23 protein-coding genes and 1 other RNA gene are annotated in these 25543 nt (G+C 61.0%); 10 read left to right on the forward strand and 14 right to left on the reverse strand.

Going from position 1 to position 25543, the window contains the following annotated elements; genetic code table 11:
• Window positions 1-41: 41 nt before the first annotated feature.
• Entirely contained in the window at window positions 42-986 is a 945-nt protein-coding gene (locus GMST_RS17530) for an endonuclease/exonuclease/phosphatase family protein (RefSeq protein ID WP_183355996.1), read from the reverse strand.
• Between the two features lie 487 nt (window positions 987-1473).
• On the opposite strand from GMST_RS17530, the gene GMST_RS17535 reads away from it, so the two are divergent.
• The 4 genes from GMST_RS17535 (at window position 1474) to GMST_RS17550 (ending at window position 5992) form a co-directional block, all read left to right on the forward strand.
• The gene (locus tag GMST_RS17535) at window positions 1474-1812 is read left to right on the forward strand and encodes a hypothetical protein (RefSeq protein WP_246399811.1); all 339 of its coding nucleotides are present in this window, start codon (window positions 1474-1476) and stop codon (window positions 1810-1812) included.
• A 135-nt stretch (window positions 1813-1947) separates the two neighbouring features.
• Window positions 1948-3417 carry an ATPase domain-containing protein gene (locus GMST_RS17540; RefSeq protein ID WP_183355997.1) on the forward strand — a complete coding sequence of 490 codons (1470 nt, stop codon included), beginning with the start codon at window positions 1948-1950 and terminating at the stop codon, window positions 3415-3417.
• Window positions 3407-5386 carry a sensor histidine kinase gene (locus tag GMST_RS17545; protein ID WP_183355998.1) on the forward strand — a complete coding sequence of 660 codons (1980 nt, stop codon included), beginning with the start codon at window positions 3407-3409 and terminating at the stop codon, window positions 5384-5386. Before GMST_RS17540 ends, GMST_RS17545 begins: the two co-directional genes overlap by 11 nt.
• 12 nt (window positions 5387-5398) lie before the next feature.
• Entirely contained in the window at window positions 5399-5992 is a 594-nt protein-coding gene (locus GMST_RS17550; protein ID WP_183355999.1) for an antibiotic biosynthesis monooxygenase, read from the forward strand.
• Between the two features lie 1387 nt (window positions 5993-7379).
• Here GMST_RS17550 and ylqF read toward each other — a convergent pair.
• Entirely contained in the window at window positions 7380-8225 is an 846-nt protein-coding gene (gene ylqF / locus GMST_RS17555) for a ribosome biogenesis GTPase YlqF (protein ID WP_183356000.1), read from the reverse strand.
• Between the two features lie 302 nt (window positions 8226-8527).
• Here ylqF and GMST_RS17560 point away from each other — a divergent pair, with 302 nt between their 5' ends.
• From GMST_RS17560 to ssrA, 3 genes are all read left to right on the forward strand, one after another.
• Window positions 8528-9787, forward strand: coding sequence for an amidohydrolase family protein (locus GMST_RS17560; protein WP_183356001.1), 1260 nt, complete (start codon window positions 8528-8530; stop codon window positions 9785-9787).
• A 41-nt stretch (window positions 9788-9828) separates the two neighbouring features.
• Window positions 9829-10302, forward strand: a complete 474-nt coding sequence (smpB, locus tag GMST_RS17565) for an SsrA-binding protein SmpB (RefSeq protein WP_183356002.1) — start codon at window positions 9829-9831, stop codon at window positions 10300-10302.
• A 9-nt stretch (window positions 10303-10311) separates the two neighbouring features.
• Window positions 10312-10662: a transfer-messenger RNA gene (ssrA, locus tag GMST_RS17570) on the forward strand.
• Between the two features lie 196 nt (window positions 10663-10858).
• Here the strand turns inward: ssrA and panD are convergent.
• The 6 genes from panD to GMST_RS17600 all read right to left on the reverse strand — a co-directional run bounded on the left by panD (window position 10859) and on the right by GMST_RS17600 (window position 17904).
• Window positions 10859-11263, reverse strand: coding sequence for an aspartate 1-decarboxylase (gene panD / locus GMST_RS17575; protein ID WP_183356003.1), 405 nt, complete (start codon window positions 11261-11263; stop codon window positions 10859-10861).
• A 3-nt stretch (window positions 11264-11266) separates the two neighbouring features.
• Window positions 11267-12106, reverse strand: coding sequence for a pantoate--beta-alanine ligase (gene panC, locus GMST_RS17580; protein ID WP_183356004.1), 840 nt, complete (start codon window positions 12104-12106; stop codon window positions 11267-11269).
• A complete protein-coding gene (panB, locus tag GMST_RS17585) occupies window positions 12103-12906 on the reverse strand; it encodes a 3-methyl-2-oxobutanoate hydroxymethyltransferase (protein ID WP_183356005.1) in 804 nt (267 codons plus the stop codon). The genes panC and panB overlap by 4 nt, the downstream gene beginning before the upstream one ends.
• An 850-nt stretch (window positions 12907-13756) precedes the next feature.
• Window positions 13757-15748, reverse strand: coding sequence for a methyl-accepting chemotaxis protein (locus GMST_RS17590; RefSeq protein WP_183356006.1), 1992 nt, complete (start codon window positions 15746-15748; stop codon window positions 13757-13759).
• Window positions 15749-15847: 99 nt separating this feature from the next.
• Window positions 15848-16936, reverse strand: a complete 1089-nt coding sequence (locus GMST_RS17595; RefSeq protein WP_183356007.1) for a 6-phosphofructokinase — start codon at window positions 16934-16936, stop codon at window positions 15848-15850.
• 299 nt (window positions 16937-17235) lie between these two features.
• Window positions 17236-17904 carry a peroxiredoxin-like family protein gene (locus GMST_RS17600; RefSeq protein ID WP_183356008.1) on the reverse strand — a complete coding sequence of 223 codons (669 nt, stop codon included), beginning with the start codon at window positions 17902-17904 and terminating at the stop codon, window positions 17236-17238.
• A 295-nt stretch (window positions 17905-18199) separates the two neighbouring features.
• Between GMST_RS17600 and GMST_RS17605 the strand changes: the two genes are divergently transcribed.
• The 3 genes from GMST_RS17605 to GMST_RS17615 are packed head-to-tail and all read left to right on the forward strand — an operon-like array spanning window position 18200 to window position 19489.
• Window positions 18200-18418: a hypothetical protein gene (locus tag GMST_RS17605; protein ID WP_183356009.1), complete on the forward strand. Its 219-nt coding sequence runs from the start codon at window positions 18200-18202 to the stop codon at window positions 18416-18418.
• A 59-nt stretch (window positions 18419-18477) separates the two neighbouring features.
• Window positions 18478-18936, forward strand: coding sequence for an iron-sulfur cluster-binding oxidoreductase (locus GMST_RS17610; RefSeq protein ID WP_183356010.1), 459 nt, complete (start codon window positions 18478-18480; stop codon window positions 18934-18936).
• Window positions 18937-18940: 4 nt separating this feature from the next.
• Window positions 18941-19489 carry a hemerythrin domain-containing protein gene (locus GMST_RS17615; RefSeq protein ID WP_183356011.1) on the forward strand — a complete coding sequence of 183 codons (549 nt, stop codon included), beginning with the start codon at window positions 18941-18943 and terminating at the stop codon, window positions 19487-19489.
• Window positions 19490-19723: 234 nt separating this feature from the next.
• On the opposite strand, the gene GMST_RS17620 is transcribed toward GMST_RS17615, so the two are convergent.
• From GMST_RS17620 to ribD, 6 genes are all read right to left on the reverse strand, one after another.
• A complete protein-coding gene (locus tag GMST_RS17620) occupies window positions 19724-21031 on the reverse strand; it encodes a homoserine dehydrogenase (protein ID WP_183356012.1) in 1308 nt (435 codons plus the stop codon).
• A 112-nt stretch (window positions 21032-21143) separates the two neighbouring features.
• Entirely contained in the window at window positions 21144-21581 is a 438-nt protein-coding gene (nusB, locus tag GMST_RS17625; protein ID WP_183356013.1) for a transcription antitermination factor NusB, read from the reverse strand.
• A gap of 1 nt (window position 21582) precedes the next feature.
• The gene (ribH, locus tag GMST_RS17630) at window positions 21583-22050 is read right to left on the reverse strand and encodes a 6,7-dimethyl-8-ribityllumazine synthase (RefSeq protein ID WP_183356014.1); all 468 of its coding nucleotides are present in this window, start codon (window positions 22048-22050) and stop codon (window positions 21583-21585) included.
• Window positions 22051-22278: 228 nt separating this feature from the next.
• A complete protein-coding gene (locus GMST_RS17635; RefSeq protein ID WP_183356015.1) occupies window positions 22279-23481 on the reverse strand; it encodes a bifunctional 3,4-dihydroxy-2-butanone-4-phosphate synthase/GTP cyclohydrolase II in 1203 nt (400 codons plus the stop codon).
• Between the two features lie 40 nt (window positions 23482-23521).
• Window positions 23522-24166 (reverse strand): riboflavin synthase, encoded by a 645-nt coding sequence (locus GMST_RS17640; protein WP_183356016.1) that lies wholly within the window; start codon window positions 24164-24166, stop codon window positions 23522-23524.
• 131 nt (window positions 24167-24297) lie between these two features.
• Window positions 24298-25401, reverse strand: a complete 1104-nt coding sequence (gene ribD / locus GMST_RS17645) for a bifunctional diaminohydroxyphosphoribosylaminopyrimidine deaminase/5-amino-6-(5-phosphoribosylamino)uracil reductase RibD (protein WP_183356017.1) — start codon at window positions 25399-25401, stop codon at window positions 24298-24300.
• Between the last annotated feature and the right edge of the window lie 142 nt (window positions 25402-25543).

Raw genomic sequence — 25543 nt, forward strand, 5'->3', positions numbered from 1 at the left:
TACAGGGACGTCCCACTTTCAGTCCCGTCCCCTCATCCCTCCTACCCTTGAATGATCTGGTCTAGAATCTGCCCCTCGATATCCGTATTTATCTGCATCCAAAGTGGAAGATGGTCGGAGAGCTGATAGGTGAACTTAAGTTTCGCCATCCCGGGGAACAGAGGCTCGATGTCTCCGCAATAGAAATCGAGCACGCCTCCGTTATTGGTGAAGTTTTCGGGATAGATGGGGAAGTGGAGGATCTGGTCGTAGCGTTTCTTGCGGGCGAGGTCCGAACCGAATTCGAGGGACTGGAGTGCCTTGGGGATCTGCAATCCCTTGCTGGTGATCGCCTTGAAGAGGTCGTCGTCCCGGCTTGCAATGTTGAAGTCACCCATGACGATCAGGTCTTTGTCCTCGAGCGTCGTTTCCTTGCGTTTTTCGTCCAGCCAGTCTGCGAGCATCTGGAGTTCGCCTTGCCGTGCCTTCTCGTCGTCACCCCAGCGGATGTGTGCGCTGAGCACCACGAAATCGAACTTGCCGGCGCGGAACGAGGCAAGGTAGGGGCTGCGCCACCAGGAGATCTGGGAGTGATATTCCTGCCCCTCCTTGGTCCGTGGTGGGTTTGCCTCTGCGGCCATTCCGGTGAAAACTACCGCCCGCTTGTCGTAGATAAAGGCTATGCGTTCATGGTTTCCGCCATCATCCGGAATCATGTCGGAGTACACGACTTTCCAGTACGGACCAAGTATCTGGAGTACCCGTCCCAGGTCGGAAAGGTTGTCCCGAAGTTCTACCACTCCGATCAGGTCAAACTGCCCCAGTATCTCGGCCAGGTAATGGACCGCCGCCTCGCTTCTCGGTTTCTTCCCGAACTCACGGATGTTCCAGGTGGCGATGTTGAGCGTCTCGTCGAGCTTGGAGGAGGGGATTCCGGCCTTTTTAATGCGGCTTTGCAGTTCAACCAAACCCGAAGCAATCTCTTTTGATATCTTGCCGTGGTCCATGTCTCCCTCCTTTTTGGTAAGACAATTAGGGGCGTCCCTCGTTGCTCTCTGTTATCGTCTATACCATAGATGCCGTTTGGGAACAAAAAATATTCTCATAAAACGATGCAAACACTAATCGAAAAATAGGCATGCGCGGGCGATCTCGTATTGGCAGCCCTCCCAGGTATCACGCTACCCTCACGTTACTGGGATGACCAACGTCGTTGCGGCTTTTGGGGTTGATAATTTTCCTGATGGTTGGCAGCCTGGTCAGTCTGTTTCGGGGCGGGCTGGTGCTCAGCGTTCAGAAGGAACAGGAATTGGAGTCAGACCATGAATACCATGACTATCAACGGGTATGAGGCGGTAATTACTTACGACCTTAAATCAACATGTTTTGCGGAGAGTTTATCGGGATCAATGGGAGGCAGGTTCTTACGCCACTACTGTCGACGATCTTCGTAAAGAGGGTGAAGCATCTCTCAAAGCTTTTTTGGAAATGTGCGTGGAATATGGGGTTGAGCTGCGCAAACAGTTTTCGGGGAAGTTTAACCTGCGTGTCCCGCCCGCTGCTGACGAGGGTGATTTGCATGATTTCTCTCCTTGGGTAGCTGGCAGCATGTACGGCAACCCGCCGACCTCACTACTCTGGATCGAACCCGAATACCATCATAGGGTAAAATATGCGGATCTGCGCAGAAAAATCGGTGAATATCGTCGCCGGCTCGCTGACCGCGATTGTTCTCAGCCAGGGAATGTACTGTTTTCTCCAATTTGCGGTAATATCAAAAAAGAGAGTTTGTCTTTGTTTCCAATTTCTCTGTTGCCACGGACCAACAAATAAGTTAAATATAACGCTCCTGTTGTGCGGCAGTCACAAGGCACATGGCCATACTACAAAGCTGTCGCAGCTTAGTGAAGACGCGGCCTGGATCAGACTTCCGAAACGAAAGAGCACCTCAACCCGCAGGGGGCAGACATGACACAACTTCAGAGCACACATTTGGTGCCGACCGGCATTCCAGGTCTCGACGAGACCCTTCGGGGAGGGTTGCGGGCGGGCAAGATGTACCTGGTCTCCGGCGCTCCCGGTACGGGCAAAACCACCTTCTCCTTGCAGTTCATCGCCGGCGGCATCGGCAGGGGGGAACGGTGCCTCTACATCGCCGTCACCGGCGGAGACAGTGATCTCGCCGACATGGCGGAAGCCTCCGGCATCGTCCTCGACCCCGCGCTCTTCACCGCGTATGCCGTCGAGATCTCGGACGAGGTGATGGAGGGGCCGGAGCAGAGGGTCTTCCACTCTGCCGAGATGGAGCCCTCGGGAGCGATGAAGGACCTCCTCGCCGAGGTCCGGCGGGTGAAACCCCAGCGCCTGGTCATCGACTCCCTCTCGGACCTGCGGCTGCTCTCCGAGGACCTGGTAAGCTTTCGCCGCTTCATCCTCGCCATCCGCCGGGAGTTCGGCAATGACGAATGCACGGTGCTCCTTACCAACAACATAGGGCAAAGCGAGCTCGACACCCACATGGAGACCATCTGCCACGGGGTGATACGTCTGGAGCAGACTGCCGTCGGCTACGGTCCGGTACGCCGCAGACTGCTGGTCCTGAAAATGAGGGGGAGAAGCTATCGGAGCGGTTGGCACGACTTCACCATCGCCAGCGACGGCATCAGGATCTTCCCCACCCTGACCGTCGACCCGCTGCGCTCGCAGAAGTCCCAAAGATCGGTGATCACCACGGGGAACGCACAGCTGGACCTGCTTTTCGGGGGGGGGATCGACCGCGGTACTACGACGGCGATCGTGGGCGCCTCCGGCACCGGGAAGACGACCATGGCCAACCTCTGCCTCTATGCCGGGGCAAAAAGGGGCGAGTCAGCGGTGGTGTACCTCTTCGAGGAGACGGAGGATTCCTTCAAGGAGAGGGCCGCGGGACTGGGGATGCCGGTAGACGACTTCGTCGATCAGGGGCTTATCACGCTGCACCAGATCGATGTGGCGGAGTTCTCCTCGGGAGAGTTCTGCGGCATGCTGCTCAAGGAGGTCGAGGAGCTTGGTGCCACCACCATCGTCCTGGACACCCTGAGCGGCTACGTCCAGGCCATGGCGGACGAGAGGTCCGTCTATACCCAGCTGCACCAGCTTTTGATGTACCTGGCGCACAAAAAGGTCACCACGTTCCTCATCATGGAACAGCACGGCGTCTTCGGCAGCGAACGGGGCGAGATCGGCAACATGAGTTACCTTGCCGACTCCATCCTCCTCTTGCGCTACTTCGAGCACAAGGGGGAGATCAGAAGGGCCATATCCGTGTTGAAACGGCGCAGGGGGCCGCACGAGCTCACCATCAGGGAATTCTCCCTGTCCAGCAAAGGGATCAACATCGACAAGCCGCTGACCAAGATGCAAGGGGTCCTGACGGGAGTACCGACGCTTGAAAACTAGCACCGGAGAAGACCACGGCGCCGACGAAAGGGTGATCGTACTCCTGCAGCAAAGGCGCGACGCCGCCTCCATCCCCAGGGTCCTTGGGGAGGTGGGCGTGCAAGCGCTCTTGTGCGCCACGCCGGAAGAAGTTTGCGCCGAGGTGGCAAAGGGAGTCGGAGCTCTCATCATCGGAGATGACCTGATTTCCTCCTCTTCGCTTGCCTGCCTGCGGGATACCCTGGCCCACCAGCCCTCCTGGTCGGAGCTCCCCATCATGGTGCTGTTGCGCAACGGCCCGGGCAGCAGCCGCGTGCAGAACACCCTGCTGCTGCCCGGTGACGTGACCCTGATCGAGCGCCCGGTGCGGGTAAACACCCTGGTGGCGCATGTTCAGGCCGCGTTGCGCGGCAGACGCCGGCAGTACCAGGTGCGAGATCAGATGCTGGAACTGGAGCGTTCCGAGAGGCGCTACCGCACCCTCTTCAGTTCCATCGACGAGGCTTTCTGCATCGTCCAGATGATTTTCGACGAGAACGGCAAGGCGCTCGACTACCGGTTCCTCGAGACCAACCCGGCTTTCGACAAGCACACGGGACTCTCAAAGGCCCAAGGAAAGACCATGCGCCAACTCGCCCCGGAGCACGAGGAGTTCTGGTTCGAGGCCTACGGCGCGGTCGCCCGGACCGGCGATCCGGTACGCTTCCACAACCAGGCGCGAGAGCTGGGGCGCTGGTTCGACGTCTACGCCTTTCGCTATGGGGAACCGCAAGAGTGCCAGGTGGCCATTCTCTTCACCGACATCACCGAACGAAGGGAGGCGGAAGAGGCGCTGCGCCGCTCGGAAAAAAAGTTCGCGACCATCTTCCATAGTGCCCCCGCGCTGGTCGCCATAACCACGCTGAAAGAAGGACGCATCGTCGATATCAACGACACCGCGCTCGGATTTTTGGGGTATCGGCGCGAGGAGGTGATCGGCCGGACGACGCACCAGATAGGCCTTTGGGAAAGTGCGCAGGATCGGGAGCGGATGATACAGGCCATCGAGGAGCTGGGACGGATCCACGACCTGGAGGTCAGCTTCGGAGGAACGACGGGGGAAAGCTACACCGGCCTGTTTTCGGGCGAGTTCATCGAGATCGACCAGGACAGGTACCTGCTGTGCATGGTCAAGGACATAACCGAGCGCAAGCGCTCCGAACTGGAGATCGAGCGGCTCAACGCCGACCTGGCGGCGCAGGTTGCGGAGCTGAAGGATGCGAACCTCGAGCTGGAGGCCTTCAACCGGATGGTGTCCCATGACCTGAGGCAGCCGCTTAATACCATGGGGCTTTCCATCCAGGCGGTCGAGATCATGTGCGGCGACAGGATAGACAAGGAGTGCCAGAGGTACATCCAGTCCATCTTCAAGAAGATCCTGGAAATGAACCATCTCATCGACACCCTTCTTAGGTTCTCCGGATCGACACGGGCCGAACTGCGGCGCAGACCGGTTGACGTCAGCGAGATGGCAAGGGGCGTCGCGAAGGAGATGCGAGAAAGCGGGCCAGAGGCACGCCCTGCCAGGTTCGACATCGCGGAAGGGCTGACGGCAAACGCGGATAAAAGCCTGCTGAGAACCGTTTTGCAAAACCTCATCGGCAATGCCTGGAAATACACGAGCATGCGCGACGAGGCGGTCATCGAGGTCGGCGCGACCGAGTTGGAGGGAGGGCCGGCATTCTACGTACGGGACAATGGAAAGGGTTTCAACATGGCGGATGCCAAGGAGATATTCGCTCCCTTCAAGCGGCTTTCCGGGGCCGATGGCTTCAAGGGGTTCGGGGTCGGCCTGGCCACGGTCGAACGGATCATCCGGCGCCACGGGGGGCGGGTATGGGCGGAAGCCGAACCGGAGAAGGGGGCAACCTTCTACTTCACCTTGCCGGCGCAGGGTCGTGACGAGGTGCCAAGGGCCGGAGAGGAGCGGAAGGGGTTGGCTGAGTCATAACGGAGCAAGGCCATGGGTACGATCGCATCGACTGACACCAAAACCGTCGACGGAGCGACGGTGGTTATCACCCACCGGTTGCGCGCCGGCAAACGGGGCGAGTATGAGCGCTGGCTCAACGAGATCGCGCCACGTTGCCAGACTGCGCCGGGCCACCTGGACTGGAACATCGTTCGGCCCATTCCCGGTCTTACCGACACCTATACGGTAATCATCCGGTTCGATACCGAGGCGAACCTGCGCACGTGGATGGAATCCCCGACCCGTGCCCGCCTGATCGAGAAGGTCCGCCCCCTGTTAGCGACCGACGACGATTTCTTCATCAGCAGCGGGTTGGATTTCTGGTTTACTCCCGCGGGGGCGAAGGCCAAGATCCCCGTGCGTTGGAAGCAGTACCTGGTCACCTGGTCGGCGATCTACCCGCTGGCGCTCCTGATTCCCGTGGCTGTCAGCCCGCTGCTGCACCGCCTCGGGGTCGCAGACAACCGTTTCCTGGCGACCTTCGCGGTGACCGGCGTCGTCGTCTTCCTGATGGTGTACCTGGTCATGCCCCGCTACACGAGGCTCGTCCAGCGCTGGCTCTTTTCCAGGCCGGATGCCTCGTGACGCCCCGTGCCTAACAGTGTCACCCTGCTCCCCCCGTAACGAAGGCTCCCAGTGCCCCGCTAGGCTGGCGGCCTCATCGAGTCGGATCCTGCTTCAAGGGACGGTTCCTCGAAGCTGATCCGACCGATCTTGCCGGCCCGCAACTCGCGCAGGGGCCATCAGAGGGACGCCCCTGTAATGCTGTATTTCTTCAGGATGGAGAAAACTGTCGGCAAGCCACCTAGGACAATTACAGGATTACAGGGGCGTCCCTCTTGTGTTTCCCCTAGGACAATTACAGGATTACAAGGGCGTCCCTCTTGTGTTTCGCTCTTTTGTTTCCAAATGCAGCTGAAAGGCAGCCGGAGAAGCGTATCGTCGTATCTGGTGGGGCGCCCCCCTGTGTTTCCCCTGTGGGCGAGGTGATGGTAGCCCGTGAATCCTACGCCATGGCACAATTTGCGCCAGAACGCCCATAAAACAGATCATTGCGCCGCCCACCATATATACCGGATCCTTCGCCTACAACAGTTTCTGTAACGGTCCCAGCCCATTGCCCAGCCGACCTGGATCTAAAATCAACATTAAATACAGCAGGTTAGAATTGTCGACGCTTCGCACTCCGGGTCGGCTCGTATAATGCAACCATGTAGGCTAACAGCTAACACTGAACATTCTTACATTCAGGCTATTAATTCAATGTATTAACATAAAATATTAGTCAATATAAGCATGGCCAATATGTTTATGGAACATACTTAGCTGCAAAGGTGGTGGGTTTATATGGTATATTCAGCAATAGTACTCGGTTTAGTAATGGTGACGTTCTGGTATTTTTACGTAGAATAAAGCATTTTGCTTTATGCTTTACTTACTAACTTTCATAGGTGAATATCATGTTCATGATAGAAATAGCACTTGTTTGTGCGCTGTTTTATATCGGTTTGCATGTTTTGGATAGCTGAGCCCTTGTCTATGCTGGCGTGGAAAGGCGCATTTCACAGAATTTACTTACATGGCAAGGCCTTAGCAAAGAAGAGTTGCACTGCAGCTCGGCAAAGAGACAATATCAAGATGATGTTGGAACCGGATTTGGGATATTTTCGAAGGCTTCGGCCTTTGCTTCGTCGGCAAAAGCGTGGTAGGTGGGGTCTTTCAGGGGCGGTTAGCAGCCCAAGCTGCAGCTCACGGCAAGGGCATCAATTCCTGGATCGCAGAACTACTCTCGGAAACAACCGCACAGGTACGTTGATGGGGCATCCGAGGGTGCAGATTGTTTCCTTGCCCAAAGCAGCATTCGGGACATAACCGCCCCTGCGGGGGAGGAGAAGGGAGGCATTTTAGCCTTGTAGAGTAACGAGTACCCGACGTAATGACATCTCCCCCTGCCCCCTCCTCCAGGTGGCCGTTATGAGTCCACTTCCTGACTCAAGGACGGTTCCTCGAAGCTGATCCGACCGATCTTGCCGGCCCGCAACTCGCGCAGGAACGCCTCGGAAGCCCGATTCAGATCTATCTCTCCGCCTGCGATCAAGCAGCCCAGGCTGCGGCCGATTTCCTCGATCAGGGCCGAGGGGGACTCGGACAGTTCCGCCACTTTGTAACGGCTCTTGAGCAATTCGGGATAGCGCCGCATCAGGTACTCGGCGGCGAACAGGCCAACCGTGTGATAATCCAGGGCATTGGCACCGATGGCCCCACTGGCGGCGAGCCGGTACGCTCCTTCCTGGTCGTCCATCTCGGGCCAGAGCACACCCGGGGTGTCGGACAGCACAATGCCGTCGAGTTCGATCCGCTGGTTCACGGTGGTAATGGCCGGCTTGTCCCCGACCTTCGCCAGGCTCCTGCCGGCCATGGTGTTGATCAAGGTGGATTTCCCCACGTTGGGAATGCCGACCACCATGACGCGTGTCGGAAAGCCGAGCCTGCCGTTTCTCGGCGACAGCTCCTTGCAGAGCTTGATCAGCTTTTTGACCTCGAGCTGCTTTTTGGCCGAGATCGCCACGGCGCTCACGCCGGTCTCGCTTTTAAACTGCTTGAGCCAGGCAGCGGTGACCGCCGGATCGGCCAAGTCCGGTTTATTGAGGACTTTGACCCACGGCTTGGTGCGACGCAGCGCCTGCAGCTGGTGATTGGAACTCGACGAGGGGAGGCGTGCGTCGAGGACCTCGATCACGACGTCAACCTTTTTGATCAGGTCCGCGATCGATTCCAGCGCCTTGCCCATATGTCCGGGATACCATCGGATCGTCATATGTGTCAGCTATCCTTTCGGTGCATTTTGTGAAGTAGTGCTTTTTTCGAATGGATGCTTTATAGCACACCTATCCCCGCAAATGGCAATTATCTGATGCTGCCCCGAACCTCCTCTGGCCGCAGGAGGCCGGACAGCTGGAAGGGGATAAGATTAAGTGCCTCTTGCCTTTCCTCTGTGTCCCTCCGTGTCCCCTGTGGGTAATGCTTTTGACTTTATCAATGGTCATTGTCAAACTCTTCGGCTATGCTACAGTGGCACCGACGAAGCCTTCTCACCGACTAACCAAGGGAGCGCCTGCCATGCAGATCTACACCGCATCCTATCTGCTGCCGATAGCCTCGCCACCCATAGCCGGCGGCGGTATCGCCGTGGAGAACGGCCGCATCGTCGCGGCCGGTCCGGTGGCCGAACTCCCCTCCCCCAGCGGAGCCAAGCTCGTCGATCTCCCCGGCTGCGCCATCATGCCGGGGCTCGTTAACGCGCACACCCACCTGGAGCTCACCCACTTTCCGGCCTGGAAGGTGCGCAAGGACCTCGACTACCTCCCGAAGACCTACGTCGAGTGGATCCGCCAGGTGGTGAAGATCCGGCGCGTGCTCACCCCGGAAGAACTGGAGCAGTCGGTGCGCGAGGGGTTGCGCCTGTGCATCGAGTCCGGCACCACCGCCATCGGCGAGATCCTCAGCGACTTCTCGCTCGCCCACCTCTACGAGGCCTCGCCGCTTACCGGCCGGCTCTTCCTGGAAGGGCTCGGGCAGGATCCGGTGCAGGGCGAGGCGCTCTTGAAGCGGCTCATGGCAAGCCTGCAGGCGCTCAAGGGGAACTTCCTCCCCGGCATCTCGCCGCACACGCCGCACACGGTCTCCCAGGAGCTCATGCTCGAGTTGAACCGGCTCGCGCAGTGGCTCGACATACCGAAGGCGATCCATCTCTCCGAGTCCAAGGAAGAGGTCTCCTTCATGTTCGACAGCACCGGCCCCATCGCCGAGGTGATGTACCCGATGGCCCACTGGGACGAGTACCTCCCGGCGCCTCGCAAGGCTACCTCGACGAGCTACCTGGAAGAGCTCCGGGTGCTCGACCAGAAGACCCTGGCCATCCACGCCGTGCAGGTCACCCCGGCCGATGTCGCCGTATTGAAGGAGCGCGGCGTCACCGTGGTGCTCTGTCCGCGCAGCAACGACCGGCTCAACGTGGGGAAGGCCCCGTACCATCTGTTGAAGAGCGCCGGCCTGTCGCTCGCCCTGGGGACCGACTCCCTGGCGAGCAACGACTCGCTTTCGCTGTGGGACGAGATCCACTTCTTAAGGGAGAGCGACCCCGACGCCTTCACTCCGGCGGAACTAATCGCCATGGCGACGCGGGGGAGCGCACGGGCGCTCGGGCTCGAGGGGGAGTTGGGAACCCTGGAGGCCGGCAAGCGGGGCGACTTCCTGATCTTCTCCGGGCTCGAGCAGGCGGGATCCGACATCTCCGCGGCACTCCTGGAGCACGGGCGTCTCGAGCAGGTCTACCTGGCCGGGCGCTCCACGCCGCGTCCGCGTACCCCGCCTTTTTAGCCCTGTTCATTTCAAGGCTATTCTGGTAGTATCAGTTGACTATGGGCGAGAAGCTGATTTGCAACAACAAGAAGGCCTTCCACGACTACTTCATCGAAGAGCGTTACGAGGCCGGCATGGTGCTGCAGGGGACCGAGGTAAAGTCCCTGCGCGGCGGCAAGGCGAATTTGAACGATTCCTTTGCCATCGTGAAGAACGGCGAGGCCTACCTGCACAACCTGCACATCAGCCCCTACGACTTCGGCAACCGTCAGAACCACGATCCTGACCGGATGCGGAAGCTTTTGCTGCACAAGAAAGAGATCCTGAAGCTCTTCTCCAAGATACGGGAGCAGGGATACACGCTGATCCCCTTGAGGATCTATTTCAAGGAAGGCAAGGTAAAAGCAGAGCTTGGGTTAGCCAAGGGGAAGAAGAACTACGACAAGCGCGAGACCCTGAAGCAGAACGACATGAAGCGCGACGTCCAGGTGGCTCTTAAAGAGCGCGGGCGTCAGAACAGGGATAGAGATTAACAGTTTATTGGGGGTGTAAAGGTTTCGACGGGGGTAAGAAGCAAAGGTTGCATGCCGAGGTCCGGTTGGCTCGTTAAACAAACCGGGGCGATTTAGACGCCGATAACTACGAATACGCCTTAGCAGCTTAATAACCTGCTAACGTTCTACCTCGCTTCTCCCACGGGTGGGGATAGAACGTCATTTAGTGGGATAGTTCTTGAGAGTGCCTGCGGCTCAAGGGCGAAATCTAGCGGGACCGTCTCTCTTGAATCCCGGCCTGTGGAGTCCTGAGAGGTTAAATTAAATACAGGTATAAGCATGTAGACGCCTTTCGTGTACGACTTTCGGACGTGGGTTCGACTCCCACCACCTCCACCAAACCCCAAACAGAAAAGCCCGGGCATTTGCCCGGGCTTTTCTGTTTCTGTAGTTGTCGCTTAACTGCCAAACAAAGGCAAATCCCCCCTGTCCCCCCTTCGCAAAGGGGGGAACGTGAGGCCAACGGCAGGTGTTGGTTGTCATCCGTTACCAACGCTTCCCCGGACTTCCCGGACGAGCCTTTTACTGGACTTGGTTAGTTCTTCCAGTGCACGCTCTTCAGTTTGCCCTGGCCGGCCTCTTCCTTCCTGGTCGGCAGCATGCGGTTCTTCTCGTCCACGAAGACGAGCTTGGGCTCGTGAACCTGGGCCTCGGCCTCGGACATGTTCACGAAGCTCGCGATGATGACCAGGTCCTGGGGGGCCACCAGGCGCGCCGCGGCGCCGTTGAGGCAGATGACGCCGGAACCGCGCTCGCCTTCGATGGCGTAGGTCTCGAGCCGGCTGCCGTTGTTCACGTCCCAGACGCAGACCGCCTCGTAGGGTATGATGTCGGCGGCCTCCATCAGATCGAGGTCGATGGTGATGCTCCCCTCGTAGTGCAGGTCGGCCCCGGTGATCGTCGCGCGGTGAATCTTGCTCTTCAGCATCTTTCTATCCATCTTCTATTCCTCCCCAAGAATGCAGTTGTCGATGAGTCGTACTGTGCCGACCCGCACCGCCAGTGCGAGCAGCGTCCTTTTATCTGCGGTGTGCAAGGGAGCCAGGGTATCCGGATCCCGAAATTCCAGGTAATCGAGCTCTGCCGCCCTCTCCTTCTCGATAGGCTCGAGGGCGACCTTGCGCAGCTGGGCGACGGAGGTCTCCCCGGCGGCAAAGGCGGCCCGGGCTGCCTTGAGGGAGCGCGACAGGCAGAGCGCCGTCTCGCGCTCGGTCTCGCTCAGGCGCGCGTTGCGGGAACTCAAGGCCAGGCCGTCGGCCTCGCGCACGATGGGCATCCCGACGATCTCCAGGTCCATGTTGAAGTCCTGCACCATGCGCCGGATCACGGCGAGCTGCTGGAAATCCTTCTTCCCGAAGATGGCGACCTTGGGTACCACGATGTTGAAGAGTTTGGCGACTACGGTGGTGACGCCGCGGAAATGCCCGGGACGGCTCGCGCCGCAGAGCTCTTTGGTGATCTCCTCGACGTTCAGGTAGCTCTGGTAGCCGGCCGGGTACATGTCGGCTGCGGTCGGTGCGAAGATGACGCCGACCCCGGCGGCCTCGGCCACGCGCTTGTCGCGCTCCAGGTCGCGGGGGTAGCTGTCCAGGTCCTCGTTGACGCCGAACTGGGTCGGGTTCACGAAAATGCTCGCCACGACGATGGGCGCGCGTTTCTTCGCCTCGCGCATCAAGGAGGCGTGCCCCTCGTGCAGGTACCCCATGGTGGGGACCAGGGCGATCTCGCCGCGGTGCTCCCGGGCGAACTCTTGCATCTTAGCTACGGTATCTATCAGGATCATGAGAACGAGTGTTTCTCCTCGGGGAAAGTACCTGCTTTGACCTCGGCGATGTAGCTTGCCACCGCCTCGGAGATGACCGGGCCCAGGTCGGCGTAGCGCTTGACGAACTTGGGGGAGTACTTGCTGCACAGCCCCAGGATGTCGTGCAGCACGAGCACCTGGCCGTCGCAGTGCGGGCCGGCCCCGATGCCGATGGTCGGGATGCTGAGCTCGGCACTGATGCGCTGGGCGAGCTTCATGGGAATCCCCTCGAGCACCACGGAGAACGCGCCGGCCTTCTCGACGGCGAGGGCGTCCTGGAAGATCCGGTCGGCCTGCTCCTCGCCCTTCCCCTGCACCTTGAAGCCACCCATGCGGTGCAAGGACTGCGGGGTGAGACCTATGTGGGCCATGACCGGGATGTCCATGTCGCAGATGGCGGAGATGGTGTCGGCCACGTGCGCGCCCCCTTCGAGCTTCACCGCGGCGGCGCCGCCGTCCTTGACCAGGCGGCCGGCGTTTAAGCGCGCGCTGGCCAGGTCGATCTGGTAGGAGAGGTAGGGGAGATCGGCGACCACGAATGCCTTGGGGCGCGCCCGCATCACGGCGCGGGTGTGGTAGATCATCTCGTCCATGGTGACCGGCAGGGTGTTGTCGTAACCGGCAACCACGACGCCGACCGAATCCCCCACGAGGATCATGTCGATGCCGCAGCCGTCCATGATGAGGGCGGTCGGGTAGTCGTAACAGGTGAGGACGCCGATCCGTTCCCCGGCGGCCTTCATCTTTTGGAAATCGAGAACGGTCTTCTGCTTCTGCATGGTTAGCTGCTCCAGCTTGCGTGATGTAGGGGGGAGCGCCTTGGCCCTCCTCGCCCTCCTCCAGGCCTGCGAAGTGGTTACTGCGAGGCCGGAGTGCCCTCAACGGGGCTTTCGGTATACAACAAAAAAAAACGCCTTCACGAGGAAGACGTCATTGACTGAGGGCGAGCGCGCACCTGCGGTGCACACACACTAATCATCAGCTATCGCTTCCCGTACCGGTTCGTCGCGAATCCAGGCGGTATGTCGTGATATTGTCGTGTTTCTTTTGCGGCTCCACTTAAGGTATAGCGGGCCAAAACACGGTTAGAAAGCTACCACAAAATTTGGGGACAAGTCCACTATTTTTTAAAACGACTGCGCTGGGTCGGTTCCCAACTGCTCCAGGCTTGCTGGGGGCGATTCTTCACAAAAAGCGAATCCCCCCTGGCCCCCCTTTTCCAAAGTGGGAAACGTGTGGGCGCTTTTGTGGGCTAAAGAGAATGCCTCCCCGGAAGGTACTTAAGCGGTTTTGTTGGCTAAAGATCGCTTCCTCGACAAAAGCAAATCCCCCCTGCCCCCCCCTTCGCAAAGGGGGGAACGCGGAGTCTCCTGCTGTGCTTCGTGGAACAGTCCACCTCGTTTGGCTGTGCTTCGTGGAACAGTGCTCGTCGGGTTTGGCTGTGCTTCGTCGGACGGTCCACCTCGGGTTTGGCTGTTCTCCGTGCCCTCCGCGGCTCCGTGGCGAAATCGGTTCGTTTTGTTCCAGGGGGAACCAAGGCGAGTCACTTGGCGGAGCCAGTCCCCAAAGAAAGACCCCCTTCCGCATGCTGCGAAAGGGGGACGCTTGCTGCCGGTATCTCTTCTTGCGCTATTCGGCGCTCGCCCTGATGCACTCCAGTTCGTGCACTACCAGGCCGCTCTCCTCCTGGCGCTTCTCCATGCCGTCGAAGATGGCATCGGCCATCTTGGTGACGGACTCGACGGCGGCCCGAATGTCGGCTCCATCGACGGTCTGCCGGCCGGCGGCATCGGCCATGGCGTGACTCATCCCCTTCACGTCCTCGAGGGAGCGCGCCACGCTCTTGGTCGCCATCGCCTGCTCCTTGGACGACTTGAAGATCTGCATGGTCATGGAGCTTACGTTCTCGATCGACTGGCTCACCGACTGCACGGCCCGCGACTGCTCCTCTGAGGCGAGCTTGATCTGCCGGGTCATCTCCAACGCCTCCTGGGCGCTCTCGAGGATGCTCTCCAAAGAGGCGCTGGTCAGCGTGCCGAGCTTCACCCCTTTGCGCACCAGCTCCTTGGTCGCCATGATGTTGTCGGCGGCGATGCGCGACTCGGTCATGATCTCGTCGATGATCCCGGTGATCTCGCCGGTGGAGAGCCCGGTCTGCAGGGAGAGGTTGCGGATCTCGTCGGCCACGACGCCGAAGCTCTTGCCGTACTCGCCGGCCTGGGCCGCGATGATGGAGGCGTTTAGGGCCAACAGGTTGGTGCGCTTGGTGATGTCGTTGATGACGGAGACGAACCCCTCGATGCGGCCGCTGTTGGCTCCCAGGCGCTTGATCCCCTCGAAGGAGAGCTCGACGGAGCGCTGGATGTCGTCCAGGGACTGCTCGGTCTCGCGCACCACCTCGCGGCTCTGCTCGGCGTGCTCCTTCACCTTGGTGGAGAGCCCGTGAGAGAGCGAGGTGTTGCGCTCCACCTGCCTGAGCGTCGAGGCGATCTCCTCCATGGCGGAGACCGACTTGTACACCGAGTCGGAAAGCGCATCCATGTTGCCGGTGATCTGGTCGGTGGCGATGGAGATCTGCCCGGCCGCGACCGAGGCGCAATCGACGGACTCCATGACGCCGTGGGCGGTGGCGTCGATCTTCTGGGAGCCGTTGGCAAGCGAATCGGCGGCGCTCTTCAGGCGGAAGAGGTTGCGGGAGTAGGCCTCGCGGTTCTTCAAAAGCTCGGTGAAGGTCTTGCCGAGCTCGAGGGTGAGCTGGTCGATGGAGGCCAGGAGGCTTATGCGCAAGAACGCCGCGGCCGCCTGGTCGGCGAAGAGGCGGATGGTGTCGACGTCGGTATCGTTGAGGGAGCGGTGGCTCTTCTTGTTGTCGAGGCCGAAGACCCCGATGGTCTCACCCTTGAGGACGATGGGGCAGAGGATGAAGCAGGAGGAGCGCAACGGCTCGATCATGTCGAAGGGGGCCTGCAACAGGTAATCGGCGGGATACTGGCTGACGTCCTCGATGAAGTGGACCTGCTGGTCGCGGAAGCACTTGTAGACCACGCCGGAACGGGCGTCCAGCGGGATGGTGACCTCGGGGCCCACGGCGGTGTCGTTGCCGGCGGAGGCCGCGAAGTAGAGCTCGCTCCGCTCCGCGTCGGCCATGAGGACGTTCACCCGCTCGTAGCCCAGGACCTCGTGCAGCCCCTCGACGCACAGGGCGAGCACGTCGTCCTTGCGGATGCTCTTCTGGATCTTGGAGCCGATCTTGTGGAAGTTCTTGATGTTGTTGTCGAGCACCTTGTAGCGGTTCTCGAAGAGCTTTTTCTGGGCGTTCACCTCGTGCACCAGGGAATCGAGCTCCTGCCCCCTTTTGTGCAGCTCGTCGGCGGCGCCGCCGATGAAGTAGCCCAGGATGGCCAGGACGCAGGCCGTGCCGAAGCCCATGTAGGCGTAGAGCGCCATACCCTGGGCAGTTTGGATCATTTCGGTGAAGATCTGGGAAACCAGCGGGAGGGAAGGGTCGGCGAAGAGGGCCAGGCGCAGCACGTTCCAACCGACGGGAGCCAGGGTGCCGAGGAAGAAACCGATGAGCGCGTAGAGCTGGCTCCGGTTGGCCCCGACCAATGGATTTCTCATAACAGTGCCACCTCGTTCACCCCGAAGATGCGGCCCGGAAAGGCCGACAGGGGAATTTTGTGCAGTCTAAGGCAGCGGCTGGTCGAAGTCAACTTATCTTTAACGTCCAAGCATTATGCCGAGTTCCTCGGCGTGGCGCACCAGGGCCCCTTCCGGGTCGATGAGTTTTAACTGGCGCACCGCGTCCTCGATGGGGGCGGAGCAGATCTGGCGCCCCTTGAGGCAGACCATCTGCCCGAAGCTTTCCGCCTCGATGAGCTCGACGGCCTGGACCCCGAAGCGCGAGGAGAGGCAGCGGTCGAAGGTGGAGGGCGAGCCGCCGCGCTGCAGGTGCCCGAGCACGGTGACCCGGACGTCCATCTCGAGGACCCCGCCCAGCTCGCGGGAGATCTTCTCCCCTACCCCGCCCAACCGCTCGACCACCTGTTTCCCGCCGGCCGCTTCCTTCACCACGCGGCTCCCCCCTTTGGGGTAGGCCCCCTCGGCGGCCACGATGACGCTGAAGCGCCCGCCGCGCCTGCCGCGCTCCACGATCGCCTGGGCCACCCGCTCGATATCGTAGGGGATCTCGGGGATGAGGATGACGTCTGCGCCGCCGGCGATCCCCGACTCGAGCGCGATCCACCCGGCGTAGCGCCCCATCACCTCGAGCACCATGACGCGGTGGTGGCTTTCGGCCGTCGAGTGCAGCTTGTCGAGGGCGTCGGTCGCGGTCTCCAGCGCAGTGTTGTAGCCGAAGGTGACGTCGGTTTCCAAGAGGTCGTTGTCGATGGTCTTCGGGACCCCGACGATGGGGACCCCGCGCTTCATGAGCTCGAGCGCGATCTTCAGGGTGCCGTCCCCCCCGACCACGACCAGGGCGGAGATCCCCAGGATCTCGATGCGCGAGACCACCTCGTCCGAGACGTCCACCAGCTCGACCTTACCCTCCCTCATGATGGGAAAGGAGAAGGGGTTGCCGCGGTTGGTGGTCCCGAGGATGGTGCCGCCGCGCGGCAGGATCCCGCGGACGTCTTCGAGGTTGAGCAGGCGGCACTTCTCCTGGTGCAGGAAGCCGTCGAAGCCGTCCTCGATGCCGATCACTTCCCAGCCCCGGCGCACCGCGGAGCGGACCACGCCGCGGATGACGCCGTTTAGTCCGGGGCAGTCGCCGCCGCCGGTGAGGATGCCGATTCTTTTAGCGCACATAATTCTCCTTGATGCATGGGGGCTCACTCAGAAGCGAATCCCCCTGCCCCCCCTTTTCCAAAGTGGGGAACGCTGGTTCTGCCGCGCTGCTTTGTGGAAAGGAGCACTGAGCTTCGCGAAATATGCGGAAGAGTGATCCCCCACTTCAGAGCCAAACCTGCCCCCCTACCCTTGGTGTCCGAAAACGTGCACCAGGCTACCTGCTTTTTCAGATTCAGCCTTCGTGGGTTTCCCCTGTGTTCCTCTCGCCGCTCCCTCTGTGATCCTCTGTGTTAAAGCCGTTGTTTGTTGCCATGGCTTCAGCTCTTTCCGCCATGCTCGGCAACAACCTCCAGTGCTTCCACGATGGCGGAGGGCTCCAGGCGGTTTCTCGGGTCGCTGTCGGCGTAGGAGAGCAGGATGCGCCGGTCGCGACCGATAAGGAAGGTCCCCGGGATGGGAAGCTCCCAGGAATCGTCGCCGTTGTAGGCGGGAAGATCGGTGCCGAGCGAGGTGTAGATGGGGCGGAGCGCCTCGGGTACCTGGTACACCAGGCCGAACTGCCGGGCCACCTGGTTCCCCTGGTCGCTCAACACCTCGTACATCAGGAAGTTCTTCAACAAGGTCGCCTGGGACTTGTCGGGACTCTGCGGCGAGATCGCGATGAGCGAGCCGCCCAGCCTCATGATCTCGGGGAGGATCTTCTGGTAGGCACGCAGCTGCAGGCTGCAGTAGGGACACCAGATACCGCGGTAGAAGGTGACCAAAACCGGACCGCGCGCCAGGGCATGTTCCAGGTTGGTCGGCCTTCCCACCGCGTTGGGAAGGGTGAAGTCGGGGGCCTGGCCGCCCGCCTTCAGGACCCGCTCGGCAATGCCGGAAAGGGCGAGCTGTCGGGCGGCCTCCTCAAGTTGCTGCGACTGCTCGGGAGGTAGCGGCGGCAAAGACCGCTCGAGTTCCTCGATCTGCGTTCTGAGTTCCGGTTCCATCTTCCTCCCCCCTTTCAGAGCATTTTTTACGCCACCAGTTTACGCAATTCAGGGAAAAGGTCAATCAATCTCCACACTTTTATGGTTTTTCACCGTTTTGGGCCAATGATGCATCTTTTGACGCAGGTCATAATCATTTTCCCGTACAGGCTCTATGCTCACCTCATCGAAGCAGTGAAAAACAGCAGGGCACTTCAGGTAGTTGAACAATCGAAGATTTTTGACCCAGGTCATAAACAAATAGAGCCAGACGCGCTATCGTAGGATCATCGAAGAACGACGGAGGAGACACAAGATGGAATTCAAAAACGGGTTGGGCGAAACGGCAATACAGGACGTGATGGCGAAGTATCCGCAGATCGGTGAGATCCTGAACCGCTACGAGATCGGCTGCGTTACCTGCAAGGTCGGCATCTGCCTCTTGAAGGACGTCGTCTCGATCCACGGTCTCTCCCCCGAACAGGAAAAAGCAATCGAGCAGGAAATCAACCAGTACCTGGACAGCATAAACTAAACGAAACGCTTTCAAATCACTTGCAAAACCAACACAATAAACGAACAAGGAGATTCATCATGGCACATTCGGCATGCGGTTGCCCCGGTAGCGCAGCAAGGATCATCGAGAGAAACGAAACGGCACAGGCCCCCTCCACCGAGAAGGCAGCAAGCGAACTGCGTCAGTGGCCGGTGCAGCTGCACCTGGTTCCCCCCACCGCCCCCTGGTTCCAGGACAGCGACATCCTGATCGCCGCCGACTGCGTGGCCTTCGCGCTGGGGAGCTTCCACAGCGACCTCTTGAAAGGGAAGGCAGTCGCCATCGCCTGCCCGAAACTGGACGACACCGCCCCGTACGTCGAGAAGCTCGCCACCATCTTCCGGGTCAACAACGTGAAGAGCGTCACCGTGGCGATCATGGAAGTCCCCTGCTGCCGCGGCCTGGACATGATGGTGCGTCAGGCTCTGCAGCTCTCCGGCAAGGAGATCGCGCTGGAGACCGCGGTAATCGGGATCAACGGGGAAAGAAGGAGCTAGGGACATGAAACGGGACATCACCCAGAGGCTGAAAGACGAGCACCAGTTGATCCTCAGGATGCTGGCGCTCTTGGAAAAGAATGCGCGGCTCACCGAGGCAGGTAGCTTCATGGACTACCAGTTTTACCTGGACGGGGTGGATTTCATCAGAAATTACGCGGACCGTTTCCACCATGCCAAGGAGGAAGATGTCCTGTTCGAGGCTCTGGTAGCCAACGGGATGCCGCGGGCCAACAGCCCGGTAGCCGCGATGCTGATGGAGCACGACCTGGGGCGCTCCTACGTGAAAGCGATGGAAGAGGCGGCAGGAAAGGCGCTCAAGGGCGAGCCGGACCAAAACGACGCCATCGTCGCCAACGCCCGGGGGTACCTGGAGCTTCTGCGGGAGCACATCTCCAAGGAGGACGAGATCCTCTACCCGCTGGCGGAGAGGGTCCTGCCGGAGTCGGTGAGGGACGGCATCGCGGAAGCCTACGAGCGCGCCGAAGCCGCTGCGCAGAAGGGACTCGAGGAGCACTACCGCGCCGTGGTGGAGAAGTACGAGAAGGGGTAACAAGCTAAAACAACGTCAAAACCTTTAGACGCGGATTGAGCGGAATGTGCGACGGATGTCTACGGATGAGGTAATTGGCCTAAACCTGAGGTGTACTTCAAGAACAAAGGCTGCTGCGTGGCCGGATAACAGAGCTGAAACAAAAAAGACCCTGGGTTTATCCCCCAAGGTCTTTTTTTGTTCTTCCGTTATATCCGCTAGTTTCCGCGCAATCCGTGTGCTGATTTTTCGGTTTTAGGTCAGGTTGTCCTCGATCCTGATGAAGGTGCTCTTCTCGCGGATCACGTCGAAGCCGTCGATCTCGGCCAGAGCCTTGCGTATATCTGCCTCGCGGGCCTCGTGGGTCATGATGACGATGGGGACGATGTCGCTGGAGCGCGCGCTCTGCACCATGGAGGCGATGCTGATGCCGCTCGCCCCCAGGGCGCCGGCGATGCGCGCCAGGACGCCGGGACGATCCACGGCCTGGAAACGGATGTAGTACTTGGTGACGACGTCGCCAATGGGCTTGATGGGGAACTCGGCCACCATCTGGTCCAGGAAGCCCAGCGGTGCCACGCGGCGCGAGATGCCGGCCTCCATGTTGCGCCCGAGATCCATCACGTCGCCGATCACGGCGCTCGCGGTGGCGTCGCGACCAGCCCCGCGCCCGTAGAACATCACCGGCCCCACGAAGTCGCCGGTGAGCCTGATGGCGTTGAAGACGCCGTGCACGTCGGCGAGCGGATAGTCGATGGGGATCATGGTCGGATGCACGCGCGCCTCGATCTGGCCGCCGTCACGCTTGCCGATGGCGAGAAGCTTGATCCGGTACCCGAAGCTCTTGGCGAAGTTGACGTCCTCGGCGGAGATGGAGGTGATCCCCTCGGAGTAGATGTCCTTCAGGTTCACCCGGGTCCCGAAGCACAGCGACAACAGCAGGCAGAGCTTGTGCGCGGTGTCGACCCCTTCGATGTCGAAGGTCGGATCGGCCTCGGCGTACCCCATCTCTTGCGCGCTCTTCAGCACCTCGGTGAAGTCGGCCCCTTCCTGGGTCATCCGGGTCAGGATGTAGTTGCAGGTACCGTTCACGATGCCGAGCACGGTGGAGAAACGGTTCGCCGCCAGGTTCCCCTTGATGGCGGAGAGGACCGGGATGCCGCCGCCCACCGCGGCCTCGAAAAGGATCTCGACCCCCTGGGCGCGGGCCGCGGCGTAGATCTCGTCGCCGTGCACGGCCAGAAGTGCCTTGTTGGCGGTGACGACGTGTTTGCCGTGGGCGATCGCCTTCAGGACGAAGCTGCGCGCCGGCTCGTAGCCGCCGATCAGCTCGACGACGACCGAGATCTCCGGGTCGGCAAGGATCTCGTCTGCGTTCTTCGTGAGGTGGATCCCGCTTACGTCAACACCGCGGTCGGTCGTGATGTCGAGGTCGGCGAGCGCCTTTAAGGTGATGCGGGCGCCGGTCTTCTCCTCGATGAGGGAGGCGTTCTCTTTCAAAAGCTTCACGACACCGGCACCGATGGTGCCAAACCCCAAAAGGCCTACCTTGATCTCTTTCATATTCCCTCGCAATCTGATATCAGGGGTGCTGCAGGGCAGCCGCGCGCCGGCAGGCCGGAAGCTGCCGCCAACTGGGCGGCGTGCGCGGCTGCGGTCCGGAAACCTCCGGCGGCTACTCCTTGTCGGTCACGCCGGCGGCGATCTCGTCCAGGATGCCGTTCACGAAGGCAGCGGAGTCCTCGGCGCCGAACTTCTTGGCCACCTCGATCGCCTCGTTCATGGTGACGTTCTTCGGGATGTCGGAACGGAACAGGAGTTCGTACACCGCAAGGCGCAGGATGTTCAGGTCGACGCGTGCCATGCGCGACATGCTCCAGTGCTTGGACTTGGCGGCGATCTGCTCGTCGATGGCGGTGATGTTGGCGACCACGCCGCTCACCAGTTCCGAGGCGAAGGCGAACGCCTTGGAGTGGACCTCCAGGGTCGGTTCCTCACCTTCCGCGAAGCTCTCGATGATCCTCTTCAGGGTAGCGTTGGCATCCTGCGGGACCAGGTCTTTCGAGTAAAGCGCCTGCAGCGCCAGTTCCCGACCTTCTCTACGTGCACTCAACTTAGTCAATCTCCTTGAACAGGTTAACCGTTTCGATGATGGTCATGGCCGCATCGAAACCTTTGTTGCCGGCCTTGGTGCCGGCGCGTTCGATGGCCTGCTCGATGGTGTCGGTGGTGAGCACCCCGAAGGCGACCGGGATGCCGGTGGCGAGCGATACGTGGGCGATCCCCTTGGACACTTCGGAGGCTACGTAATCGAAGTGCGGGGTGGAGCCGCGGATCACGGCGCCCAGGCAGATGAGGGCGTCGTACTTGCCGCTTTGCGCCATCTTCTGGGCGGCGAGCGGGATCTCGAAGGCGCCCGGGACCCGGGCCACGGTGGTCTGGCTGTCGTCAGCGCCGTGGCGGATCAGGGCATCGAGAGCCCCTTCCAGGAGGCGCTCGCCGATGAAGCTGTTGAAGCGGCCCACCACGATGCCGACCTTGATCCCTTCGGCGTTGAGTTTTCCCTCGATGAATTTAGGCATTGGTAACTCCAGTAGTTAAAAATGAAAAACCGGGATAGCCACGGAAACACCGAGCACAGGGAGAAAAGCAAAAACAGGGGGTAAAACCTGAAGGCCTTTCCGCAATCCTTCGACGTTCTCCGAGCCCCCGTGCTTCCGTGGGCTTTGAGGTTCTAAAGGCTTTAGAGTGCAGGATTGTCGCCTTTGACGTTCTCCGTGCTCTCCGTGCCTCCGTGGCAAAAATTGCTGCTAGATGTTTTCCAAAAGGTGGCCGAGCTTTTCGCGCTTGGTCTTCAGGTACTTGGCGTTGCTCTTGGACGGCGCGATCTCGATGGGCACCCGCTCGACGATGTTGATCCCGTACCCCTGCAGGCCAACGAGCTTCTTCGGGTTGTTGGTCATCAGGCGGATCTTCTTCACACCCAGGTTCACCAGGATCTGGGCGCCGATGCCGTAGTCCCTCAGGTCTGCCTTGAAGCCCAGGGCCAGGTTCGCCTCGACGGTGTCTTTACCCTGGTCCTGCAGCGCGTAGGCCTTGAGCTTATTGGTGAGCCCGATGCCGCGCCCTTCCTGGCGCATGTAGAGGATGACCCCCGCCCCTTTCTTCTCGATTTGCTCCATGGCGGCGTGCAGCTGGTCGGCGCAGTCGCAGCGCACGCTCCCGAAGACGTCGCCGGTCAGGCACTCGGAGTGCACCCGGACCAGCACGGGCTCGTCGCCGCGGATGTCCCCCTTGACGAGCGCCAGGTGCTCCAGCTTGTCGATGTCGTTCTCGAAGGCGACGGCGCGGAAATCGCCGTAGGCGCTGGGGAGCGCGACCTCGACGGAGCGGCGCACCAGGGACTCGTGCTTCAGGCGGTAGGCGACCAGATCGGCGATGGTGCAGACCTTGATGCCGTGCTCCTTGGCGAACTTCTTAAGCTCCGGCATGCGGGCCATGGTGCCGTCTTCGTTCATGATCTCGCAGATGACGCCGGACGGCTCGAGACCCGCCAGGCGCGCCAGGTCGACGGAACCCTCGGTCTGGCCGGAACGCACCAGCACCCCGCCGTTTTTGGCGCGCAGCGGGAAGATGTGCCCCGGGCGGGCCAGGTCGGAGGCGGTGGCGTTGGGGGCCACTGCGGTAAGTATGGTATGGGCGCGGTCCGCCGCGGAGATACCGGTGGTGACGCCGCGCTTGGCCTCGATGGAGACGGTGAAGGCGGTGCCGAAGGAGGAGGTGTTGCTCTGCACCATGGGCGGCAGGTCGAGACGGTCGCAGCGCTCGGCGGTCATGGTGAGGCAGATCAGGCCACGGCCGAAGCGGGCCATGAAGTTGATGGCCTCCGGGGTGACGCACTGCGCGGCCATGGTGAGGTCACCCTCGTTCTCGCGGTCCTCGTCGTCCACCAGGATCACCATCCGGCCGGCCCTGATCTCCTCGATGGCTTCTTCAATAGTTGCTACTGACATGTAAATCCCTCGCAATCGGTGACGCTAAATGGCCACAATCTCACAGAAATCCATTTTTGGCAAGCAGTTCCAATGAAATGCCCCCCTGCTTCTGATCCCGACCAGCCAGGAGCCTTTCCAGGTAGCGGCAGATCAGGTCCGTCTCGATGTTCACCTCGGCGCCGACCCTTTTGTGCTGCAGGGTAGTCTGGGCCGCGGTATGGGGGATGATGTTCACGCTGAAGCTGTCGGGCCCGGCCTCGTTCACGGTGAGGCTGATGCCGTCGATGGCCACCGATCCCTTGGGGGCGATGTACCTGGAGAACTCCGCCGGCACCCGGAAGGTGAAGACGATGTTGCCCGAGTGCTCGCGCCGATCGGTGATGCTCGCCATGCAGTCCACGTGGCCGGAGACCAGGTGGCCGTCCAGCCGGTCCGAGAGCCGCATGGCCCGCTCCAGGTTGAGCGGCGCGCCCGCTTTCAGGTTCCTGAAAACGGTGCGCTCGATGGTCTCGGGCGAGATGTCGAAGGTGAGGGTCCCCCCTCCCTTGCGCACTACGGTGAGGCAGGCGCCGTTCACCGCGACCGAGGCCCCGATGGGGATCTCCTCGGCCGGGAGCGTCGTCTTCACGGTGAGGCTCCCCGAGGCCCCGCGCTTCTCGATGCCGACCAGTTCGCCTACGTTTTCTATGAGACCTGTGAACACCTTTAACCCCTAAAGGCAGGGGCTAGGGACTAGGGGCTCGGGACTGGAATAACCCTCACTGCGCCTTAGCTCCTGCCTCGACCATAATTTAGCTGCTACTACAGCACAATCCCGACTCCGGTCCCACGACCCTAATCCCTGCTTTTCCCCACCGGCACCCCGGTCACCAGGAGATCGGCGCCGCAGCGGGTGACCTTCATCTCCTCAAAGTGCAGGGCGTCGGCCATCTTGAGCACACCCTGGCCGGCGAAGAGCCCCATGCCGACGCCGCCTACCAGCTTGGGGGCAAAGAAGATCATGCAGCGGTCGATGAGCCCCGCCCTGAGGGCCGCTCCGGCCAGGTGGCTTCCCCCTTCCAGGAGGATGGACTGGATCCCCTGGGAACCGAGTTGCTCGAAGAGGTCCTCGAGGTCCACCCGTCCCTCTTTGGCGGCACAGGCAACCACCTCGCCGCCGTGCGCGGCGACCGAGGCGATCTTCGCGCTGTCGCCGGAACAGGTCGCCACCAGGGTCTTCGCGGCGGAGTGCTGGTTGAAGACGGCGGCGTGCAGCGGCAGGCGCAGGCCGGAATCGACCACGATGCGGATCGGGTCCTTGCCGCCGGGGACCCGGCAGGTGAGCTGCGGGTCGTCCTTGATGACGGTCCCCACCCCGACCATGATGGCGTCCAGCTGGCCGCGCAGCCGGTGCACCAGGCGCCTCGAGGCGTCGCCCGTTATCCAGCGCGAGTCGCCGGTTGCGGTGGCGCTCTTGCCGTCCAGGGTAAGCGCGCTCTTCAGGATCACATAGGGGCGCCGGGTCTGGATCCACTTGATGAAGGGGAGGTTCAGCTCGCGCGCCTCGGCCTCCAGTATCCCGATCTCGACCTTGATCCCCGCCTCGCGCAGGATCTCGATCCCCTTCCCCGCCACCAGCGGGTTCGGGTCGACCATGGCGACGAAGACCCGGGCGACCCCAGCCGCGACCAGGGCGCGGGCGCAGGGGGGGGTCTTGCCGAAGTGGGCGCAGGGCTCCAGCGTCACATAGGCGTCGGCGCCGGCGGCGAGCTCGCCCGCGTCGTTGAGGGCGTGCACCTCGGCGTGCGGCGTTCCCGCCTTCTTGTGCCAGCCGCGCCCGACCACGGCGCCGTCGCGCACGATGACGCACCCCACCGCCGGGTTAGGTGCGGTCTTCCCTACTCCGCGCCGTGCCAGGGCAAGCGCCTCGCGCATCATCTTGGTATTGAAGTCGGACATCAGAACCTAACTTGCCACGGAGGCACGGAGTACACGGAGAACTTCACAATCCAGCTACCGGGAACCACAACGAGCAACCCCGGAGTGTCTTTCCCCCTATGGGCTGGTTTTCTCCGTGACCTCCGTGGCTCCGCGGCTAACC

It is taken from the genome of Geomonas silvestris (genome assembly GCF_014193515.1).
GTDB lineage: Bacteria > Desulfobacterota > Desulfuromonadia > Geobacterales > Geobacteraceae > Geomonas > Geomonas silvestris.

Coding starts and splice junctions, on each gene's coding strand:
- GMST_RS17530 (WP_183355996.1), bottom strand. CDS start 986: ATGGACCACGGCAAGATATCAAAAGAGATTGCTTCGGGTTTGGTTGAA.
- GMST_RS17540 (WP_183355997.1), top strand. CDS start 1,948: ATGACACAACTTCAGAGCACACATTTGGTGCCGACCGGCATTCCAGGT.
- GMST_RS17550 (WP_183355999.1), top strand. CDS start 5,399: ATGGGTACGATCGCATCGACTGACACCAAAACCGTCGACGGAGCGACG.
- ylqF (WP_183356000.1), bottom strand. CDS start 8,225: ATGACGATCCGATGGTATCCCGGACATATGGGCAAGGCGCTGGAATCG.
- GMST_RS17560 (WP_183356001.1), top strand. CDS start 8,528: ATGCAGATCTACACCGCATCCTATCTGCTGCCGATAGCCTCGCCACCC.
- smpB (WP_183356002.1), top strand. CDS start 9,829: ATGGGCGAGAAGCTGATTTGCAACAACAAGAAGGCCTTCCACGACTAC.
- panD (WP_183356003.1), bottom strand. CDS start 11,263: ATGGATAGAAAGATGCTGAAGAGCAAGATTCACCGCGCGACGATCACC.
- panC (WP_183356004.1), bottom strand. CDS start 12,106: ATGATCCTGATAGATACCGTAGCTAAGATGCAAGAGTTCGCCCGGGAG.
- panB (WP_183356005.1), bottom strand. CDS start 12,906: ATGCAGAAGCAGAAGACCGTTCTCGATTTCCAAAAGATGAAGGCCGCC.
- GMST_RS17590 (WP_183356006.1), bottom strand. CDS start 15,748: ATGAGAAATCCATTGGTCGGGGCCAACCGGAGCCAGCTCTACGCGCTC.
- GMST_RS17595 (WP_183356007.1), bottom strand. CDS start 16,936: ATGTGCGCTAAAAGAATCGGCATCCTCACCGGCGGCGGCGACTGCCCC.
- GMST_RS17600 (WP_183356008.1), bottom strand. CDS start 17,904: ATGGAACCGGAACTCAGAACGCAGATCGAGGAACTCGAGCGGTCTTTG.
- GMST_RS17605 (WP_183356009.1), top strand. CDS start 18,200: ATGGAATTCAAAAACGGGTTGGGCGAAACGGCAATACAGGACGTGATG.
- GMST_RS17610 (WP_183356010.1), top strand. CDS start 18,478: ATGGCACATTCGGCATGCGGTTGCCCCGGTAGCGCAGCAAGGATCATC.
- GMST_RS17615 (WP_183356011.1), top strand. CDS start 18,941: ATGAAACGGGACATCACCCAGAGGCTGAAAGACGAGCACCAGTTGATC.
- GMST_RS17620 (WP_183356012.1), bottom strand. CDS start 21,031: ATGAAAGAGATCAAGGTAGGCCTTTTGGGGTTTGGCACCATCGGTGCC.
- ribH (WP_183356014.1), bottom strand. CDS start 22,050: ATGCCTAAATTCATCGAGGGAAAACTCAACGCCGAAGGGATCAAGGTC.
- GMST_RS17635 (WP_183356015.1), bottom strand. CDS start 23,481: ATGTCAGTAGCAACTATTGAAGAAGCCATCGAGGAGATCAGGGCCGGC.
- ribD (WP_183356017.1), bottom strand. CDS start 25,401: ATGTCCGACTTCAATACCAAGATGATGCGCGAGGCGCTTGCCCTGGCA.